The organism is Nocardia abscessus NBRC 100374, assembly GCF_000308455.1.
In the GTDB taxonomy this organism is placed as follows: domain Bacteria; phylum Actinomycetota; class Actinomycetes; order Mycobacteriales; family Mycobacteriaceae; genus Nocardia; species Nocardia abscessus.
Genome location: NZ_BAFP01000064.1, coordinates 68767 through 86392, shown reverse-complemented (window position 1 = coordinate 86392; position 17626 = coordinate 68767). Strand labels below are relative to the sequence as shown.

Annotated in this window: 18 protein-coding genes; 4 read left to right on the top strand and 14 right to left on the bottom strand. The window is 67.2% G+C overall.

Features of this window, described 5'->3' with window-relative positions:
- Positions 1-195: 195 nt before the first annotated feature.
- Positions 196-1008, top strand: coding sequence for an SDR family oxidoreductase (locus tag ON19_RS12730; RefSeq protein ID WP_043690750.1), 813 nt, complete (start codon positions 196-198; stop codon positions 1006-1008).
- 154 nt (positions 1009-1162) lie between these two features.
- Here the strand turns inward: ON19_RS12730 and ON19_RS12725 are convergent, their stop codons facing one another.
- Entirely contained in the window at positions 1163-2254 is a 1092-nt protein-coding gene (locus tag ON19_RS12725) for an alpha/beta hydrolase (RefSeq protein WP_083899329.1), read from the bottom strand.
- A gap of 299 nt (positions 2255-2553) precedes the next feature.
- Between ON19_RS12725 and ON19_RS38860 the strand changes: the two genes are divergently transcribed.
- Entirely contained in the window at positions 2554-3288 is a 735-nt protein-coding gene (locus ON19_RS38860) for a hypothetical protein (protein ID WP_051168801.1), read from the top strand.
- A gap of 308 nt (positions 3289-3596) precedes the next feature.
- Here the strand turns inward: ON19_RS38860 and pgfA are convergent, their stop codons facing one another.
- The 8 genes from pgfA to ON19_RS12680 form a co-directional block, all read right to left on the bottom strand.
- Complete coding sequence (gene pgfA / locus ON19_RS12715; RefSeq protein ID WP_043690510.1) at positions 3597-4655, bottom strand: cell envelope lipid trafficking protein PgfA; 1059 nt, start codon at positions 4653-4655, stop codon at positions 3597-3599.
- Between the two features lie 264 nt (positions 4656-4919).
- On the bottom strand, positions 4920-5171 hold the full coding sequence (locus ON19_RS43120) for a hypothetical protein (RefSeq protein WP_051168800.1): 252 nt from the start codon (positions 5169-5171) through the stop codon (positions 4920-4922).
- A 404-nt stretch (positions 5172-5575) separates the two neighbouring features.
- Entirely contained in the window at positions 5576-6586 is a 1011-nt protein-coding gene (locus ON19_RS12705) for a Rieske (2Fe-2S) protein (RefSeq protein ID WP_043690508.1), read from the bottom strand.
- The gene (locus ON19_RS12700) at positions 6583-8178 is read right to left on the bottom strand and encodes an FAD-dependent oxidoreductase (RefSeq protein ID WP_051168799.1); all 1596 of its coding nucleotides are present in this window, start codon (positions 8176-8178) and stop codon (positions 6583-6585) included. Before ON19_RS12700 ends, ON19_RS12705 begins: the two co-directional genes overlap by 4 nt.
- The gene (locus ON19_RS12695) at positions 8175-8510 is read right to left on the bottom strand and encodes a lycopene cyclase domain-containing protein (protein ID WP_043690503.1); all 336 of its coding nucleotides are present in this window, start codon (positions 8508-8510) and stop codon (positions 8175-8177) included. Before ON19_RS12695 ends, ON19_RS12700 begins: the two co-directional genes overlap by 4 nt.
- The gene (locus ON19_RS12690; RefSeq protein WP_043690500.1) at positions 8507-8854 is read right to left on the bottom strand and encodes a lycopene cyclase domain-containing protein; all 348 of its coding nucleotides are present in this window, start codon (positions 8852-8854) and stop codon (positions 8507-8509) included. Before ON19_RS12690 ends, ON19_RS12695 begins: the two co-directional genes overlap by 4 nt.
- Before the next feature lie 9 nt (positions 8855-8863).
- Positions 8864-9868 carry a phytoene/squalene synthase family protein gene (locus ON19_RS12685; protein ID WP_083899333.1) on the bottom strand — a complete coding sequence of 335 codons (1005 nt, stop codon included), beginning with the start codon at positions 9866-9868 and terminating at the stop codon, positions 8864-8866.
- A 159-nt stretch (positions 9869-10027) separates the two neighbouring features.
- Positions 10028-11077 carry a glycosyltransferase gene (locus ON19_RS12680; protein WP_227954867.1) on the bottom strand — a complete coding sequence of 350 codons (1050 nt, stop codon included), beginning with the start codon at positions 11075-11077 and terminating at the stop codon, positions 10028-10030.
- 638 nt (positions 11078-11715) lie between these two features.
- Between ON19_RS12680 and ON19_RS41805 the strand changes: the two genes are divergently transcribed.
- Both ON19_RS41805 and ON19_RS12675 read left to right on the top strand, forming a co-directional pair.
- Positions 11716-11862 carry a hypothetical protein gene (locus ON19_RS41805; RefSeq protein ID WP_157229681.1) on the top strand — a complete coding sequence of 49 codons (147 nt, stop codon included), beginning with the start codon at positions 11716-11718 and terminating at the stop codon, positions 11860-11862.
- Positions 11863-11901: 39 nt separating this feature from the next.
- Positions 11902-12879, top strand: coding sequence for an NAD-dependent epimerase/dehydratase family protein (locus ON19_RS12675; protein WP_043690497.1), 978 nt, complete (start codon positions 11902-11904; stop codon positions 12877-12879).
- A 39-nt stretch (positions 12880-12918) separates the two neighbouring features.
- On the opposite strand, the gene ON19_RS12670 is transcribed toward ON19_RS12675, so the two are convergent.
- The 5 genes from ON19_RS12670 to ON19_RS12650 all read right to left on the bottom strand — a co-directional run bounded on the left by ON19_RS12670 (position 12919) and on the right by ON19_RS12650 (position 17515).
- A complete protein-coding gene (locus ON19_RS12670) occupies positions 12919-13971 on the bottom strand; it encodes an NAD(P)-dependent alcohol dehydrogenase (protein WP_051168797.1) in 1053 nt (350 codons plus the stop codon).
- Between the two features lie 156 nt (positions 13972-14127).
- Entirely contained in the window at positions 14128-14808 is a 681-nt protein-coding gene (locus tag ON19_RS12665) for a response regulator (RefSeq protein WP_043690493.1), read from the bottom strand.
- The gene (locus ON19_RS12660; RefSeq protein ID WP_043690490.1) at positions 14805-15953 is read right to left on the bottom strand and encodes an ATP-binding protein; all 1149 of its coding nucleotides are present in this window, start codon (positions 15951-15953) and stop codon (positions 14805-14807) included. Before ON19_RS12660 ends, ON19_RS12665 begins: the two co-directional genes overlap by 4 nt.
- Before the next feature lie 3 nt (positions 15954-15956).
- On the bottom strand, positions 15957-17108 hold the full coding sequence (locus ON19_RS12655; RefSeq protein WP_043690487.1) for an RNA polymerase sigma factor: 1152 nt from the start codon (positions 17106-17108) through the stop codon (positions 15957-15959).
- Complete coding sequence (locus ON19_RS12650; RefSeq protein WP_218006399.1) at positions 17105-17515, bottom strand: YciI family protein; 411 nt, start codon at positions 17513-17515, stop codon at positions 17105-17107. Before ON19_RS12650 ends, ON19_RS12655 begins: the two co-directional genes overlap by 4 nt.
- Positions 17516-17626 lie beyond the last annotated feature (111 nt).

The following is a 17626-nucleotide window of genomic DNA, read 5'->3' as shown; positions in this document are numbered from 1 at the left end:
TCGCCCTGCCGACGAGACATTCTCGGTGACAAGACATCGAACGGGATCCGACGGCCGTTATCGGATCGGATGCACCATGGAGCGGCACACAGTGAAGACCGACCGCGACGCAAGGTCATCTGTTCTTCACCGGCACCGTGATCTCGAATCGGCTGGCAGGATGGGTTGTTCAGCACCCACACCGGAGAGGGACAGATGACCATCCTGGTAACCGGAGCCACCGCGAACATCGGCCGCAAGGTCGTCGACCACCTGCTCGCGCAGGGAGTCGACGATATCCGCGCACTGACCAACAACCCACGGAAGGCAGCGCTGCCCGCTGGGGTCGAGGTCGTTGAGGGCCACCTGCGTCGGCCGGACACCCTGCCCGCGGCGTTCGCGGGTGTGGAGCGGATGTACCTGGCGCCGACACCGGACAGTGTCACCGAGGTGCTCGCGCTGGCCCGCGCGGCCGGTGTCCGGCATGTCGTCGATCTGTCCGGCGAACCGGAGAGCTGGTGGGGCGGCGTCTGCATGGCTGTCGAGGACAGCGGCCTGGCCTGGACCCACCTGTGGCCTGGCGATTTCATGGAGAACACCCTCAGCTGGTCGCACCAGATCCGCTCAGGCGCCGTGCGGGATCCGCGGCCCGAAGCCGCGAGCGCGCCCATCGCCATGAACGACATCGCCGCCGTCGCCGCCACCGCCCTGCTGAGCGACAACCATCTCGGCCGCGCCTTCCCGTTGGCGGGGCCGGAGATCCTCACTCGCACAGACCTGGTCCGGCACCTCGCCGACGCACTCGGCCGCGACATCAGCTTGCACCGGTCCTCGCGCGAGGACACCATCACCGCGCTGACCCCCACCATGGGCGACACCGCGACCTGGTATGTCGACAATGTTCTCTGCGGTTTCGACCCGGACCCCGCGACCCTGCCCATCACCAGCGTCCAGGACGTCACCGGCCGACCCGCGACTACCTTCGCCCGGTGGGCCGCAGCCAACGCCGCACGCTTCGCCGCCGACTGAAACCACGCTCACCAGCGTTCACCGACCGCCTCGCACCGCTCCCGCAATGCCTCCGGGGTTCGGCCGGTCGACGACTATCACCATGCCGAGTCCAGACGATGCACTGCCACCGCGACATTCCGCTCACGGCCAGCGCTCATCCTGCACTCATCGCTCAAAGCGGCAGCCCGAGGCCCTCCGCCAAGACCGGCCACGAATTCTTCAGCGCTTCTTGCCAATACCCCCAGGAATGGGTACCGGTGGGCTGAAAGTCATAGGTGGCGGGGATACCGAGAGCGTTGAGCCGGTCGCGCATGTTGTGGGTGCACCAGTTCACCGCAGCCTCGATCACGCCGCCCAGCACGAGCTGGTTCAGATAGCCACGCGGCCCCGGCTGGGCATACGCGCCGTTGTAGGTGTCATACATGCCCGGAATGCCGGTCCCGGTGGACAGGAACAGGCGGATGCCGCGGAGTTGGTCGGCGTGCAGGTAGGGATCGTTGGCCGCCCACATCGGGTCGTCGGGTGGGCCGTACATGTTCTCGGTGTCGCCGCCGCCCCAGCTTTCGACAGCGAGTTCGATGAACTCACGGCCGATCGGGTCACTGGTCTGCGCGCAACCACTGTAGGCCGCGACTGCCTGGTACAGCCCGGGTTTGGCGATCGGCAGCTGCAGCACCGAGGTTCCGGAGGTGGACAGGCCCGCGATGGCGTTTACGCCGGTGGTGCCGAACTCGGCGTCGATCAGCGGCGGCAGCTCTTCGGTGAGAAACGTCTTCCATTTGTACACACCCAGTTTCGGGTCCGGCGCACGCCAATCGGTGTAATAGCTCCAGCGCCCACCCACCGGTTGCACGACATTCACGTCCTTGTCGGCAAGGAAGCGCAACACGTCGGTGTTCTTCTGCCAGGTCGCGCTGTCCTGTCCACCACCGCCACCGTTCAACAGATACAACGTCGGCCTCGGCACCGAACGGTCGGCCGGACGCAGCACCTTCACCATGATGTCCTGCCCCATCGCCGCGGAATGCACCCGCAACTGCACGGTCCGGTCGTCCTCGGCCCACGAGCCGGTGATCGACGCGGTATCGGCGCTGCCAGGCGGTGACGCCGTGACCAGTCCTGCGATCACGGCGAACGTCACCGCCAGCACGACGAGCGCGTGAGCCGCGGAGCGCCGAGCTGTTCGGATTCTCACCCGCACGCTGCCCGAATCGGCAACAGACGCGGCCGCACGTCCGGCGCCGACGTCGGAACTAGGTTTCATCGCTAGCTTTCCTCCAACCGTCACGTTCGTCTACCCGCCACCGATTCAGCTCTCGACGACGCACAAGCTCCGCCAACGCTAAGCCGAAGAAGGCAGCGCATTCTCCCGGTTCGGATTGGGTCTGGACACCTCACGAATCGGCCCGATTGCCCTGATGGCGCAACACAAGTAGAGGCAAGACCGCGCAGTGCGTCTGATGGTGGCGCGTAGGTAGGTGCGGCGGTCGGCGATACTGCGCGTATACGAGATGCTGGAGCGGCTGCCGAAGCTGACACCGAACACGAATCAGGAGAACTGCATTGGCGAAGCTACACCGGCCCGGGCGCCCTGCCGATCTGCCGGATGCGCGGCTGCTGTGGGCGCGGTGGGCGGCCGTAGCGGTCGCTACCTACGATCGCGACGAAGAGCTCGAGCCGCAGCAGCATCGTTCGGGATACTGGATCGATGACGACGGCCTGCACTGGGACGACTGCGGTTGTACCTGGTGGGTGCTGAAGTGGTTCGGCGACGGCCGTGCAGTGCTCGTCGGAGAAGACGAATCGAGCAAGGTCAAGGGGTACGAGCCCGCGATCGACCTGCTGGCCGGAGCGCCGGAATGGTTGCCGCGACGCTACCTGCAGGATCTGATCAATGCCTACATGGTCGGCTGTATCTACTGGTTCGATGAGGGGGCCTGGCACCGGGCGCCCTACCCCAACGATCTGGCCGACGACGGACTCGACTGTGGCATCTCGGCTTTGACGACACGGGTGGACGCGGTCGGCGAGATCGCCGAACGGCTGGAGTTCGACGCCACCGACACCGGTATGCCGGAGCTGTGTGAACAACTGCTCGACGACGCCGAGCGTGGCGCTCTCACCGAGACCGTACTTCGATCCTTCGCCGAGACGATGGTGCGGTTGAAGGCACAGCACTACCCCGAGGACGATTCCCAACCACGCACCGACAACGACCTCGCCGCCATGTTCGCACTGGCCGCGCGGGCCGGTCTCGACACGCCCACCTGGACCGGCACGCTCGGCATCCGAAGCTGAACCGGACGGCCCTTTGCCCGGTCAGGCGGCGTATATGCCCGACCCACCCTGCCCCACTACGACATCATGAAGACGGCGAAGAACCCTGACCTCGCACGACGCACATCCGAAAGATCATCCTGACATCGGCATGACCGGCTCACGTTGCTCGCGAAAGCAATCCGCGTTCCGCGCGCTCGTCGAAAAGGGCCGAGTAGTGCTGGATCTGCGCGCCGATCCGTACCTGCGTCCCGAGCGAGCCGCGTGCACCGCCTCCGGCCGGCCCCGCCCGCGCTGCCGAAGGGGCGGCGGCGTGTCGGGCAGCCGGCTCACCGCACAGCGTGTCGTCGCGATGCCGTCAGTCGCCGGACACCGAAAGCCAGTGCGACCATCGCTGTGATCGCCGCGGCCACAGGTCCATATGTTCGCAATGCAGCGATCCGCTCGCGTGCTGCCTGCGATTGGCTGATCATTTCGTCGATGGTCTGTTCATCGAAGCGCAGGTTGCCGTCGAAGACGGTGACAGGTGCGGGATCGGCTATGGCGGTGGCCAGATACCGACGTTGATGCTCGCTCACCACGATGATCGCGCCGGTGACGGGATCGACCCAGAGGTCGCGGGTAGCGGAGTAGTACAGCGACATCGTGACCGATTCCTCGTCACCGGTTCGCCCCGTCATCCGCGCGGGGAGAGTCAGCGGCCCCCGCGTCGGCAGTAGACCGGACAACTCGACCGGGTTGATGTCGGCGCGGAAATGCAGGAGTCGCAGTCCCGCTCGCACAGTGGCCTCATCGATGTACCGCAGGCGAATCTCCTGTTGGGAGATGACGTCGAAGTACGGGTAATCGCGCCTGCCGGTGTCGAAAGGAAACTTGTACTGCAACCCGTTGCGTACTGTCTCGAGCGGACGTTGACCGGGCTCGAAAACCGTCAGTGCTGGACTTCGCCGCGCCGCGGGGGTGGTCCGGTTCATGCTCACCTGGTCGACCAGCGCATCGAGAAGACTGTCCCGGCCCGAGCGGTCCAGCCTCGTCGACTGCTGCGTGACACGCAGTGTGACAGTCTCGGAATCTGTGGGCCCGACAGTGGTCACCAAGGTCGAAAGTTCGATCGGGACGTCGCGTTCGACGTGGAGTCTGCCCTGTAACTGCAGATCGAGATCCGCCATCGTGCCTGTGCCGGACGCGATCACCTGCCGAACCTGAGCAGGGAATTTGATCAGCCTGTCGGCGACGTAGCTCGGCAGGATTATCGCGATCATAGCGAGTAGGGCGGCGGTCGCGAGCGCGGAATTTCCGAGATATCCAGTGCGCGACCGCCTCTCGACGCTCGGTTGGTCACCCCGCTCGACTTCGAGATGCACAGGAAAGTAATCGATCTTGGTCATGAGGATTCGCCTTTGAATTTCGACCCGGCCTTGGAGCTACCGCGGTGGGCGCTGTGTCGGCAGAGTGCTCCTGCCGGAATTCGGCGAGGGCCGAGGGCCGACGACTCCCTCCGAAGACTGATGATATCGTCATATGCGACGCAAAGTCTCAGTCAAGTTGTTCTGACGAATTCGTCACAATACGCGTGCGAGCACCGATCGATCGGCGGCGAATTCTCGACGTCCAAGACTCGACATCCCCGTTGTGTCATGGTCATCGACCCTTCATCGGTTGGGGTCGAACGGTTCGGTACCCAGAACGAACCGGAGTCCGGAGATGCCGGAATGTGTTCGGGCGTAGTCCAGTTCCTGGTCGATGTCGCCGACATGGTTGACGATGGGAAGGGCGATGCCGAGGGTCGACAGGGTGCCGAGGGCGCGACCATCGCGATCGAGGAAGGCGCTGCCGCTGTCGCCGGGAATACCGGGCGTGGGCGCGGTTGAGCGTGTGGGTCCAGCCGCCGACGGCAGGGTCATCGTTCACGCTCTCGCCGACCTGGGGGGACAGACCGGAGACGCCGCCACGCAGGCTGGAGTTGCCGTAGCTGTAGACGCGATCGCCCGCCGCGGCTCCGGTGGTATTGATTCCGGTCGGCCCGCCCCAGTGCGGCAGGCTCGGGTTCACCTTGCCCAGATCCGCCGCCGCGATCTTCACCAGTGCGAAATCGTTGTAGGCGCAGGCCTTCCGGTCCTTCTCGCCGTTCTGCTGCATGGTGAGCCAGCTGCTGTAGACGAGTCGGCCGCTGCCGATGGTCCTGCCGTGCGAGATCAAGGATCCGTCCCGGTTGAAGGCGACGGTGGTGCCGACCAAGCTTTGTGACGAAAGCGTCATACATGCTGGAGGCCACCGTGGCGGGCGCGCCTACCTCTGGAGACAGTCTCTACACCTGGTGAGTACGCAGTTGATACCGGCGCTCGGCGTACGCCATGTCGTCACGCCACAGCCGCGTCGCGGCGCGAGTCATCAGCGGGCGCAACACCGGCAGAGCCCGACGCGCGTACCGGAACCCCGGCCGCTCCGAGTTCGCGATCACGGCCTCGATCACCGCGGTGCGCGGGCGGCCGTCGGGTCCGGGACCCATCGGGGTCGCGTGGGTTTCGACCACGCTTCCCGCTCCCTCACCGGAGACGACTCGCATGACGACGGTGCGCGGATCCGGACAGGTGAACTCGGCCTCGACGGGCACGCCGAGCCGACGGGTCACTCGGAAAGTCACGGTGAGCAAGAACCGATGATTCTCCTCGGTGATATCGCGCCGCGGCGGCGCCTGCGCCACCTCCAAGTGGGTGAACGAGTACGGATGCAGCCATGAGCCGTGCCAGGGATCGAGTCGATTCGCGATGATGTCGCGGGGCTCACATACGCCGGTCAAACGCGTCACCGCGTGCACGGTGGTGTCGGCGGGGCGGGCGCCGATGATCGGTGTGTCGGCGGGTGATTGCTTTCCGATCGCGTCCAGCCGTACCCAGGCCAGCACGCCGTCGTCGTAACTGGGGTACGGACACCATCGGGCGGATCCGGTTGCTTCTACCCGCAGACCGTGCCATCGGCAGATCAGTGCGGCGTCGTCGACCTGCGCCTGGGTGAGTGGTGCTCCCAGGTGCGGACACGCGCCCGGACCGACGTGCAGGATGTTCCGCTCGTCTCGCCAGGCAACGAGTTCGACCCCGCAGATGGTCGTGCCGAACGGACGGTCGCGGCCGACACTGCGACTGGCGGCGAAGGTGTACCAGTTACCCGATGGCCGCTGTTGTGACCATCGCAGTGCGGCCGCGATGAGGCCGGGGTCCGCATCCGCGTGTGTCGGCCGCTGCCGGGACCATTTTTCGGGCGAGAATCGCTGCAGCGGAATGTCTTTCGGCCATCTGCCGAACTCGGCGCGTTTGCTCACGGCGTCCTCTGGCGGGTGGCGAGCGTGCGCAGGATCGCCGATCGGCCATGGCTGGGGACCGTCTGCAGGGAGTGCCCCGCGCCCGCCCACTGACGCACGAGCGTGTTGGCCGCGATCCAGCCGGTGGTCGCGGCCCGTTCCATCAAAGCTACCGGCAGGTCGACCCGTATGCCGTCGCCGGCCAGGACCAACCGGGGGTGCGGAGTCGATACGCCGGGCCGTCGAGCGAAGTCTCCAGGCGCATACCGTGGGCAATCCTGCCGCCACAACATGTTCTCCCCCACGATGCGGGCCTCGGCAGTCTCGGGGTAGATCTCGTACAGCCGGGCCAGCAACCGGTCGCGCACCTCGTGACGTGCCGCGTCGCACGGTATCTCGTCCGCGACGGCGTAGGCGTGCAATTCGACGACGCTTCCACCGTTTCCGCCCGCCCAGTCCGCTGCTTGCTTCTCGTACCTGTTCACCACGCTGATGTTGTCGAGCGGATCCAGATTTCCGGTGCCCAGGAAGCTCGGACGGTCGGCGCGCACCGGCTGGTTCAGCCACAGACGATGCACGGCGAAGGACGGTGCGACAGCCATGTGGGCTACCTGTGAACGCCATGGGGCATCGCCGAGTGTCGGTGACGCGGCGACGATCCGGCGCAGCCCGGTGACATCGACGGCCAAGACCACCGTGTCGGCTTTCATCTCGGCGCCGGTGTCGTCTGCCACGCGGAACCCGGTCGTGTCATCGGTATCGATTCGGTCGACGCACACGCCCGTGTGGAAGCGGACCGTGCCTGGCCGCCCGGGCACTCGCGGCGCGGTGAGGTAGTCCGCGAGCGGTGTCCACAGGCTGACATCGAAATTGTCTTCTGCCACATCGAAGAGCAGGCCTTCACTGGAGCCCAGGAAGTAGATGTGGAACATCGTCGCCAGCTCGGCGGCGGACATGTGCTGGGGAGCGACGAAGAAGCTGCGCGAGAAGACCTCGAATGCGAGGTGGCGGGCTGCGTCGGGAAAGTTGACGCGACGCAGGAACGTTTCCGCATCCAGGTGGTCGATCCGGTGGTAGATGTCCGGGACCGAGACCGCGGCCAGCGGCGCGGCAGCGCGTGGGTCCATACGAATCAGATCGCGAAGGCGAAAGGTCGGGCTGCGCAGTGCGAAGGCGAGCGCATTCCAAGGCGGGGTGCTCGGAAGATGACGGAAGGTGTCGCGACGGCCCTCGGCATCGATGAGCGGGTAGTCATCGAGCCGCCGCAGCCTGTCTAACTGCGGATCGGTGCGAGCCAGCAGTTTCCGGAGGTTGTAGTACTGCGCGAAGAACGCGTGGAAGCCACGGTTCATCCCGACCGCGCTGCGGTCGGGCAGGTGTTCGGCCCAGCCGCCGACGCGTCCACCCAGGTACCGCTCGCGTTCGATGACCTCGACGTGGAAGCCTCGTTCGGCCAACCCCGTCGCGGCCGCCAGGCCCGCGATCCCCGCACCGACCACAACGGCGCACGGGCGCCGACCGCCACGGCCGACGTCCATGTGCCCCGCGGCTGCCGGATAGCGCACCCGCCGGGGATCCCCGCCGCGCCGAGCAGCCGATGCACCGAACCTCATTGCCGCGCACCCCTCTGCCGCTGCCGTGTCCGCTCCCAGCCCAGTAGCGCGGATGTCACCAAGACAAAACCGAACAAGAAGTCCTCCACCGGGATATCCCAGGGAAATCGAAGTCCGAGAATGTGTTTCGGGTTGTACCGCACGATCGGCGCGTCGAGCCTGGTCAACCACCCGTCGACGGGAATCTGAAACCCCAGGACGATCAGTATCGTCAGCCAGTAGCCGGGCCGCCGGAACAGCCCGGTCCGCAACAGCGCGCACTCGACCAGACACACCACGACGACCGCCGCAACGGCGGGCAGCGTGTACCCCGAACCCACAAAGCTCGTCATCGCTGCCCTTTCGTCGCGCTCCTGGCGCTGCGGCGGCCCATGTCGAGCAGTGTTTCGACCGCGCCGTAGGTCAGCAGCCCGCACAGCGGGACAACGAGGAAGAACAGCAGCTCCTCCAGCGGAATCGCGCCGGGCAGGAATACCCCGAGGAGATAGCGGGGATTGAAATCCCACACGCCGCCGGCAATCGCCACCAGGTCCCAGACCACGAACAACACGACGGTGGGCAGCAGGGCGCCGAGCAGAAGTCGCGGCCGGCGGTAGACACCAGGACCGAGGAACTCCAGCGGAGCGGTCAGTACCAGGCAGGCGACGAGAACGAGGAGATAACGCCAATGGTCCATACCAACACCTCACGTATGTTCGCGCGGATCGGCGGAATCGAGCGGTAATGCGGAATCGTCCGGTGTGGCGCGCGAAGTGTTCGGCCGAGCCGGTCCGGCGGGTCGCCGTACCCACCACGCTCGCAGCTGGCCCGCCGCGCCGACCTGTAGTCGCCGACCGATTCCGACTCTGGCACGTCGGCCGAACACCTCGAAATCCGCGGCTTCGATGCGGTCGAGTATCTCTGCGTACAGGGTTGCCGCGGTCGTTACGCATGGCCGCGAGCGGGGCGCGAGAAACTCGATCCCACCGAGCGCGTAATCATAGATCTTTCTGGTGATCGCGTGTTGCGCCGCCAACGCGCGACGCACTCGCGGCTCGCCTCGGCGATGTCGGCGGCACCAGAACAGCAACTCTCGGTCCACGCCGTACGCGGCCAGCTCGTCAGCGGGCAGATAGATGCGGTTACGAGCCAGGTCCTCATCGACGTCGCGCAGGAAGTTGGTCAGCTGAAATGCCTTGCCGAGGGCGGCCGCGTACGGCGCTGCCGCCGCCGAGTCCGTGGTGCCGAGCACCGGCAGCAGCTGTAGCCCGATCACCTCCGCCGAACCGTAGACGTAGCGGTCCAGCGCGGCGCGGTCCGGAAAGTCGGTGACGGAGAGATCCAGACGCATCGAGGCCAAGAACGCACTGAACAGATGGCTCGGTATCCGATAGGCCTCGGCGGTGTGCAGCACCGCGGCCAGCACCGGATCGCCACCGGTGTCCCCGGCCTCGAACTGTCGTGCCAGCCTGTCCAATCGGGCAGCGCGTTCGGCCGTCGACAAAAACGGGTCGAATTCGTCCAGGATATCGTCGGCGCGCCGGGCGAATCCGTACAGCGCGTGCACGGCGGGCCGTTGATCGGGTGCGAGCAACCGAGTGGCGAGAAAGAAGGTTTTCCCATGCCGAGCGTTGAGCTCGCGACAGATCCGATACGACCGCCGCAGTCCCTGTTCCGTGATGCCGGCGGCATCGAGTTCCGTGCGGATCAATTCCATCTCCTCTCGGCAGCGAGAACGGCAGGCATCGGCCGGACCCCGGTGGCGGCGCGAACGGCGCGGCACCGCGTTCTCGAGCCCGTTTACCCCCGCGCTGGTGGCTGTGACCGAACGCGTCGAGCGGCAGTGAGCCGAGGGATCCCGCACGCGCGGTCATCCTCGGTTCCTCGGACTCGAATGCCGTTCGCGGATGGCGGACGCGGAACGCTGCGGGCCTGAGGACACCTCCGTCAGTACCGCAGCGATCACCTCGAAGGGCGACCGCTTCGCCATCTCCGCCGCCAACCGGCTTGCCGCGTGACGGAAGCTGCCGGAATCGAGCACCCTGTCGACCGCCGTCGCGATAGCTGCGGACCGCGGCCATGCGGTACCGAGATCGACGCCTGCTCCGGCGTATGCCACGCGGGCCGCGGTCTCCGGTTTGTCCGCGGTATCGCCCGCGACGATCAATGGCACGCCGTAGCTCAGTGCCTGGTTCACGCCACCGTAGCCACCATTGGTGATCATCACGTCGACGCGGGGCAAAAGCTGTGCGTAGGGGATGAAATCGGTGGCGTACGCGTTGGCAGGCAGGGGCCCGATCGGTGTGGGCGAGCCACCGGTGCACGCCACAACCCGCACGTCGGAGCGTTGGCTCAGCACGGACAGGGTGGGGCGGAGCAACTGATCGAAACACCGGTTGTCCCATGTGCCCTGTGTGACGTGAACGATCCTCTTTGCCTCCCCCAGGGCGGGCCACCAACTCGGCAAGTCGGCATCCCCGGACATCGGGTTCGAAATCGGTCCGGTGAAGACCACCGACGGCGGCAGATCTCCTCGCGGATATTCGAATCCGGGCACAGTGAACTGCAGAATCCGATCGGCCAGGAGAGGCCAGTCCAGCAGGAAAACAGGCGCGGGCCCCATGTCGAGCGCACGCAGAATCGCGTTCATCCTGGCCTGGTCACCACGAAACAAGACCTGCTGCACGAAGCGGTTCATAGCCGTGTAATCACGACCAGCTTGCGGCTGCCAGCCGATCCCGAACGGCGGACAATCCGCGCTGGACAACATCAACGGAACGACGCCGCAGACAATTACCGGCGGCCGCTTCCGCTGCGACAACAGCAGCGGAATGGCCCCGGTGAACATCACATCGACGAGAACGGCATCGAATTCCGTTCGCTCCAGCTCACCGGCCAGCGCACGGCACTGTGCGGCCATCGGGGCGAGGAAAGCAGACCGCAGCTCCGCCCGGCCGGTTCGCCACCGCCGTATCAAATCCGAAGCTCGACCTCGTGGCAGCGCAGCGCGTGTCATTTCGGCGTCTCGCGGCAGCGCCGAGAATTCGACACCCTGCGCCCGGCTGGATGCGCGATACGCAGTTCCGGTGACCAAGCGCACCTGATCACCACGCCGCCGCAGGTCAGCCGCGACGGCTTGCATGGGTGCCACATGCCCGGGTATCGGACTCGCTGCCAACAGGTATCGAGCCATGCCGAGAGTCCTTCGCTGATCTCGTGACACATCGCAATGGATTCGAATGTGCTTGCCGTACCGAGTCGTCGGCTCGATATCGCCGACTCCCGCATCGTGAATGCTCACGGCGGAACAGTTGGAGGGGTCTGAGCGCGCAGAAACCTGTGCGTACCGAGTACGCGTCCACCTTGATTATCTCAAATACCGGCAGTTCATCGGACTGAAACGCGCAGAAGACACGCGGTCCGGCTCGAGCACTGCAGTCGATGCCGACCAGTGCGAACTCATATGCATGTCGTCCAATGCTTCTGCGACTGATGGGCACCTACGACTCGACTGCGCGCTCTCCGCGTGAAAACCACCCCGGTGGGTAGCCCATGAGCGTGACCGAACCCGGAAACCAGAACGCACCCGAACTGGGCGACCAGACCGACACCTCCCACCCCGACGACCTGGATCTCGAGACCCGCGTAACCCCGGAGAATCAGGACGTGAACGAGGACGCGGGCGCCGTCGAACCGCCCGACTGAGCACGGTTTCGCCGACCGTGGCCGGGGAATTCCGGCCGTATGGGCATCACCGTCGCCGTCACCGGGCCGACCGGCGAGATCGGCATCTCCGCGGTCACCGCACTTCAGCACGACCCGGCAGTGGACCGGATCGTCGGGATGGCCCGCCGACCGTTCGACCCTGCCGCGCACGGCTGGACCAAGACCGAGTACCGGCGCGGCGACATCCTCGACCGAGCGGCCGTGGACGCCCTGGTCGCGGACGCCGACGTGGTGATCCACCTGGCGTTCGTGATCATGGGTTCGCGAGCGGAAAGCGCGCGAGTGAATCTCGCGGGCACCCGCAACGTCTTCGAGGCGACGGCCGCCTCCGAGCGGGCCCGCCGCCTCGTCTACACGTCTTCGGTCGCCGCCTACGGCTACCACCCGGAAAATCCCTCCCCCATTACCGAGGACGTACCGCCCGAGGGTTCGCCCGAGCACTACTACTCCGAGCAGAAGGCCGAATGCGAGGCGGCGCTCGCCGAGATCACCACCGGCTCCGGCCTCGAGGTCTTCGTGCTGCGGCCGTGCATCGTGGCCGGCCCGAAAGCACCGGCCCTGCACGATCTGCCGTGGGAGAAACTTCCCCGTCCGCTGCGTACGCTGGCTCGGTCGAATCCGCTGTTCAAGCCGGTGATCCCCGACCCAGGACACCCGCTGCAACTCGTCCACCACGACGACGTGGCCGCCGCCATCGCACTGGCCGCCACCGCGGACGCGCCGCCCGGCGCCTACAACATCGCCGGCGACGGCACCCTCAGCCTGTCCGACGTGGTAGCCGCGCTGGGCGGCAGGCCGGTGCGCGTCCCCGCGGTCGCCGCCACCGCCGCATCCGCGGCTCTCGCCCGTCTCCCCTTCGTGCCCGCCACTCTCGAGTGGCTGCACATCGTCCGCACTCCCGTGGTCATGGACACCACCCGCGCGAAGCGGCACCTCGGCTGGGAACCGGCGCACACCTCCGCCGAGACCCTCGCAGCGCTCGCCGCCGCCCGCTGAACCGCCGAGGGGCGCGACCGGTCGTAGTGGGCGGGCCGCCTACATGGTGATGACGATATTGCCTCTGGCGTGATGCGCCAGCATGTGGGCGACCGCGTGAGCGGCTTCGGTGAGTGGGTAGGACTTCTCGATGATCACCTTGACGTCGCCGGACACCAGCAGAGCGGCGAGATCGTCGAGGTTCTCGCGGGTGGGGAGACAGGTGGCGGTGCGGACGTCGGTCGGGCCCCAGCGCATCGTCATCGCTCGCGCGATTCGCGGCAGGCTGCCGAACAGCCCGTGGGCGGGCCCGACGCTGTTGGGGATGAAGGTTCCCCCGGCTGTCAGCAGTTCGGCAGTCGAGGCGGGCGGGTGGTTCAACACGTTGTCGAGGATCAGGTCGTAGCGTTGGGTGCCTCGGGTGTAGTCCGTGCGCGTGTAGTCGATGATCTCGTCGGCGCCGAGCGACTGGACGAACTCGGCGTTGCGGGTGCTGCACACGCCGGTGACATGCGCGCCCAGCGTCTTGGCGATCTGTACCGCGAATGTCCCCACACCGCCGGACGCGCCGTTGATCAGCACGCGCTTGCCGGGCCCGGCCCGGCCCACGTCTCGTATCGCGAGCAGCGCCGTGATGCCCGACATGACCGCTGCCGCTGCCTCTTCGAAGGACAGCGACGTGGGTTTGGTGATCAGCTGGGACGCCGGCGCCACGGTGTATTCGGCGAACGTGCCCACCGACGACTTGACGCTGTTGTCCCACAGCGAACCGAACACCTCGTCGCCCGGCCGGAAGTCGGTCACGTTCTTGCCGACGGTCTGCACGATTCCGGCGACGTCGCTTCCCCGCACCGGCGTCGACGGTCTCGCGATCCCGAATTGCAGCCGCAGGAGGTAGGGGACTCCGGTCACCGCCAGCCAGTCCGGGGTGTTCACGCTGGTGGCCCGCATCCGAATCAGGACGTCATCGTCACCGGGGGTGGGTCGGGCGATGTCGTCGAGTGCGAGTACCTGTTCGGGCGGGCCGTAGCCGCGTTGGACGATCGCCCGCATCGTGGGGCTCCGATCGCCGCCGGATGCGTCGGGGGTGATCGCGTTCGCCCATGTCGACATGGTGTCCTCCTCGGATGCCGGAGCCGGGCCGCCAGTGCTGACGGTATGACGCAATCCTCGCGATCCGCCCGGCGCACCACATCGGACGAGCGGTTCGATCCGCGCCGTCCGTTAGGCCGGTCGCCGCTAGGACTTTCGGCCGATGCGCTCCACCGGTCAGCGCTTGACGCGATGGGTCTCGTAGGCCCAGATGACGATCTCGACGCGGTTGCGCGCGCCGAGTTTGGCCATCAGGCTCGCGATGTGGGTCTTGACCGTGCTGAGGCTGATGTGCAGTTCCGCGGCGATCTCGTGGTTGGTGCGCCCGCGGGCCACGACGGCCAGGATCTGCTCCTCGCGTTCGGTGAGCGCGCTGGCCGGCTGGACCGGCGACGCGGCGGGCCCGGCGCCGGCGAAGGCGGTGAGCAGACGCGCGGTGACAGTCGGGGCGATCAGCGCGTCGCCGCGCGCGGCGGCGTGGACGGCCTGCGTGAGCATCGCGGTCCCGGCCTCCTTCAACAGGAATCCGCGGGCGCCGGCCCGCAGCGCCGCGTAGACGTACTCGTCGAGGTCGAAGGTGGTGATGACGACGACGGCGAGGGGGTCATCGACGGTCGGCCCGGCCAGCCGGCGAGTGGCTTCGATACCGTCGACGCGCGGCATGCGGATATCGAACAAGCACACGTCGGGGCGGAGGTCGAGGGCCAGCTCGACGGCCTGTTCCCCGTCGGCCGCCGCGCCGACGACCTCGATGCCCGGTTGAGCGTCGAGGATCATCACCAGTCCGGTGCGGACGATCTCCTGGTCGTCGGCGACGACCACGCGCAGGTTCGTGTCCACCGGCTCGCCTGCCCTCATGTCGCCGCGCCTTCGCGGGGCAGCACGGCCGTCACGGTCCATCCGCGGCCGGGGTTCGGGCCCGCCGCACAGGTGCCGCCGAGCAGGTCGGCGCGCTCGCTCATACCGACCAGCCCGTAGCCCGGCGTGACGATCGAGCGGGCTGGACCGCCGTCGCCGTCGTCGCGCACGAGCAGCCGCACCGCTGCGTCGTCGGCGGTGACCCGGACTTCGATGCGGGTGGCGTTTCGCGCGTGCCGCACGGCATTGGTGACCGACTCCTGGGCCAAGCGGTAGATCGCGGCGCCGAGGGTCGCGGGCAGATCGGTGACATCGCCGCTGATCTCGACGTCGACGGACGGACCGGTAGCGGTGGTCTCGGCCAGTCGTTCCAGATCGGTGATGCCGCGGGTGGGGGTGCGGTCCTCTTCCGCGAGCGGCTGGTCTCGCCGGAGCACGCGCACGATGGCGCGCATCTCGGCGAGTGTGCTCGCGGCCTCGGCCTCGATCAGGCGCAGGGCGTCGACGGCGGCGCCCGGTGCGGACTGCGCGGTCGCCAGGCCGGCCTGGGCACGAATCGCTATGGCCGACACATGATGCGCGACGGTGTCGTGCAGATCGCGTGCCAGTCGTTCGCGTTCGATCAGCTTGACCTGCTCGAGTTCACGCGCCTTCGCCCGAGCCCGGTACCGGAACGCCAAGCCCAGCGCGACAGCCGAGGACAGAACGACGAACGCCCCGGCGGCATCGGGGACCGGCAGACCGCCTGCGAGCAGCGCGATGCCCGCCGTCGCGAAGACAATCACCGATCCCGCCACGATGGCACGTCCGGATCCCCACCGGAACAACGTGTACGGCAGCAGCAGCAGCACCGCCATCGCGTCGATGCCCGACTGTTCGCCACCCAGCAGCACGGTCGTCGCGGCCGAACCTACGAACGCGATACCGGTCATCAGCAGCGGTCTGCTCCGCCGCCACAACAGCGTGGGCATGATCGCGACCGCGACGAGCACCCAGACGACCCGATGCGGAACATCGTGCCGCACAGCGCCTTCGAGCACCGCGAGCCCTACGAACACCCCCACCAGCGCCCAGTCCCGCCACGACCGCCGCGGTGGGTCAGGCGCGTGGGGTTCGTCCCATACCGAGCGGAGGAGGTGGCGCACGCCTCAATGATCGCATCGCAGGTGGTGCCGCACGCGCGCCGCTTCGCGGGTGAGGTGGTCGCGTTCGGCCGAGCTGGTGGCGGCGCGCGCAGCTTCGGCGTACAGGTCGGCGGCGTGGCTGAGATCGCCTGCGCGTTCGCGCAGGTATGCCGTCACCGCGATGTACCGCGGCAGGGCGGGGTCGACGTCACCGAGCGCGGCGAGGCCGGCCTGTGGCCCATCGGCTTCGCCCACCGCCACGGCGCGATTGAGCCGCACGATCGGGCTGCCGGTGAGGAGCAGCAGTTCGTCGTACCACTCCACGATCTGCACCCAGTCCGTCTCGGACGCGGTGCGGGCGTCGGCGTGCAGGGCGGCGATCGCGGCCTGGGCTTGGTACTCGCCGAGCCGGTCGCGGGCCAACGCGGTCTGCAGGATCGTCACTCCTTCGGCGATCAGCTCGGCGTCCCAGAGCGAGCGGTCCTGCTCTGCCAGCGGCACCAGGCGACCGCCGGGCCCGGTGCGCGAATCCCGGCGCGCGTGATGCAGCAGCATGAGCGCGAGCAATCCGGCCGCTTCGGGCTCGTCGGAGAGGGCAGCGAGCTGGCGGGCGAGCCGGATCGCCTCGGCCGCCAGGTCGACATCCCCGCTGTATCCCTCGTTGAACACCAGGTAGAGCACTCGCAACACGGTCGCCAGGTCGCCGGGCTGCTCGAACCGGACCCCGGCGATGCGCCGTTTGGCCCGGCTGATCCGCTGTGCCATCGTCGCTTCCGGAATCAGGTAGGCCGTCGCGATCTGTCTGGTCGTCAAGCCACCGACCGCGCGCAGGGTCAGCGCGACTGCCGAACTCGGAGGCAGGGTGGGATGCGCGCACAGGAAGTAAAGGCGCAGTGTGTCGTCCATGGCAGGCACCGGGCCGCCGGCGGGTTCGGCCTCCACCGCGATCTCGCGCTCGCGCCGGGCCGTCTCCGCCCGGGCGGCGTCGAGGAATTTGCGCCACGCGACCGAGATCAGCCACGCCTTCGGATTGTGTGGTTGTTCCTCCGGCCAGGCTTCCAGTGCCCGGATCACGGCCTCCTGAACGGCGTCCTCGGCCGAGGCGAAGTCAGCTCCGCGACGGACGAGGACACCGATCACCGCAGGTACCAGCTCCCGCAGCAGCGGCTCGTTCAATCCGTCACCGCGGGCGACTCGGTGAGGAACGGCCGCACCTCCAGCCATTCGTGAATCGGCTCGCCACCGGCTCCGGGAGCCGCGGACAGCTCCCCGGCCAGCTCGACCGCTCGATCCCAGGAGTCCACGTCGATGATCATCCAGCCCGCGATGAGGTCCTTTGTCTCGGCGAACGGGCCATCGGTCACCGGTGGGCGTCCCGCACCGTCGGATCGTACGAAGGTGCCCTCTGGAGCCAGGGCCCGCGCGTCCACGAACTCGCCGGTCTCTTGCAGGCGGGCGGCGAAATCGTTCATGTACTGGATGTGGGCGTCGACCTCGTCAGGAGTCCATTGATCCATCGGCGGCTGGTCCATTGTCGGGGCCGGGCCACCGCGATAGTGCTTGAGCAGCAGATACTTCACCATGAGCTCCTTCTCGGTTGTACGGCCGGTTGGGCCGCTCGTGCACCAGGGACGGAGCCGGGGCGCTGTTCTCGACACCGTCGCCGGAAATTCGCGCAGTTTTTGGAGTGACGC

Bases quoted from the DNA above. Each gene is read 5' to 3' on its own strand.
- ON19_RS12730 (WP_043690750.1), top strand. From the start codon at position 196: ATGACCATCCTGGTAACCGGAGCCACCGCGAACATCGGCCGCAAGGTC.
- ON19_RS12680 (WP_227954867.1), bottom strand. From the start codon at position 11,077: ATGGCCGCACAGTGCCGTGCGCTGGCCGGTGAGCTGGAGCGAACGGAA.
- ON19_RS12690 (WP_043690500.1), bottom strand. From the start codon at position 8,854: ATGGACCATTGGCGTTATCTCCTCGTTCTCGTCGCCTGCCTGGTACTG.
- pgfA (WP_043690510.1), bottom strand. From the start codon at position 4,655: ATGACCAAGATCGATTACTTTCCTGTGCATCTCGAAGTCGAGCGGGGT.
- ON19_RS12700 (WP_051168799.1), bottom strand. From the start codon at position 8,178: ATGAGGTTCGGTGCATCGGCTGCTCGGCGCGGCGGGGATCCCCGGCGG.
- ON19_RS43120 (WP_051168800.1), bottom strand. From the start codon at position 5,171: ATGACCCTGCCGTCGGCGGCTGGACCCACACGCTCAACCGCGCCCACG.
- ON19_RS12695 (WP_043690503.1), bottom strand. From the start codon at position 8,510: ATGACGAGCTTTGTGGGTTCGGGGTACACGCTGCCCGCCGTTGCGGCG.
- ON19_RS12725 (WP_083899329.1), bottom strand. From the start codon at position 2,254: ATGAAACCTAGTTCCGACGTCGGCGCCGGACGTGCGGCCGCGTCTGTT.
- ON19_RS12665 (WP_043690493.1), bottom strand. From the start codon at position 14,808: ATGAGGGCAGGCGAGCCGGTGGACACGAACCTGCGCGTGGTCGTCGCC.
- ON19_RS12670 (WP_051168797.1), bottom strand. From the start codon at position 13,971: ATGTCGACATGGGCGAACGCGATCACCCCCGACGCATCCGGCGGCGAT.
- ON19_RS12675 (WP_043690497.1), top strand. From the start codon at position 11,902: ATGGGCATCACCGTCGCCGTCACCGGGCCGACCGGCGAGATCGGCATC.
- ON19_RS12650 (WP_218006399.1), bottom strand. From the start codon at position 17,515: ATGGTGAAGTATCTGCTGCTCAAGCACTATCGCGGTGGCCCGGCCCCG.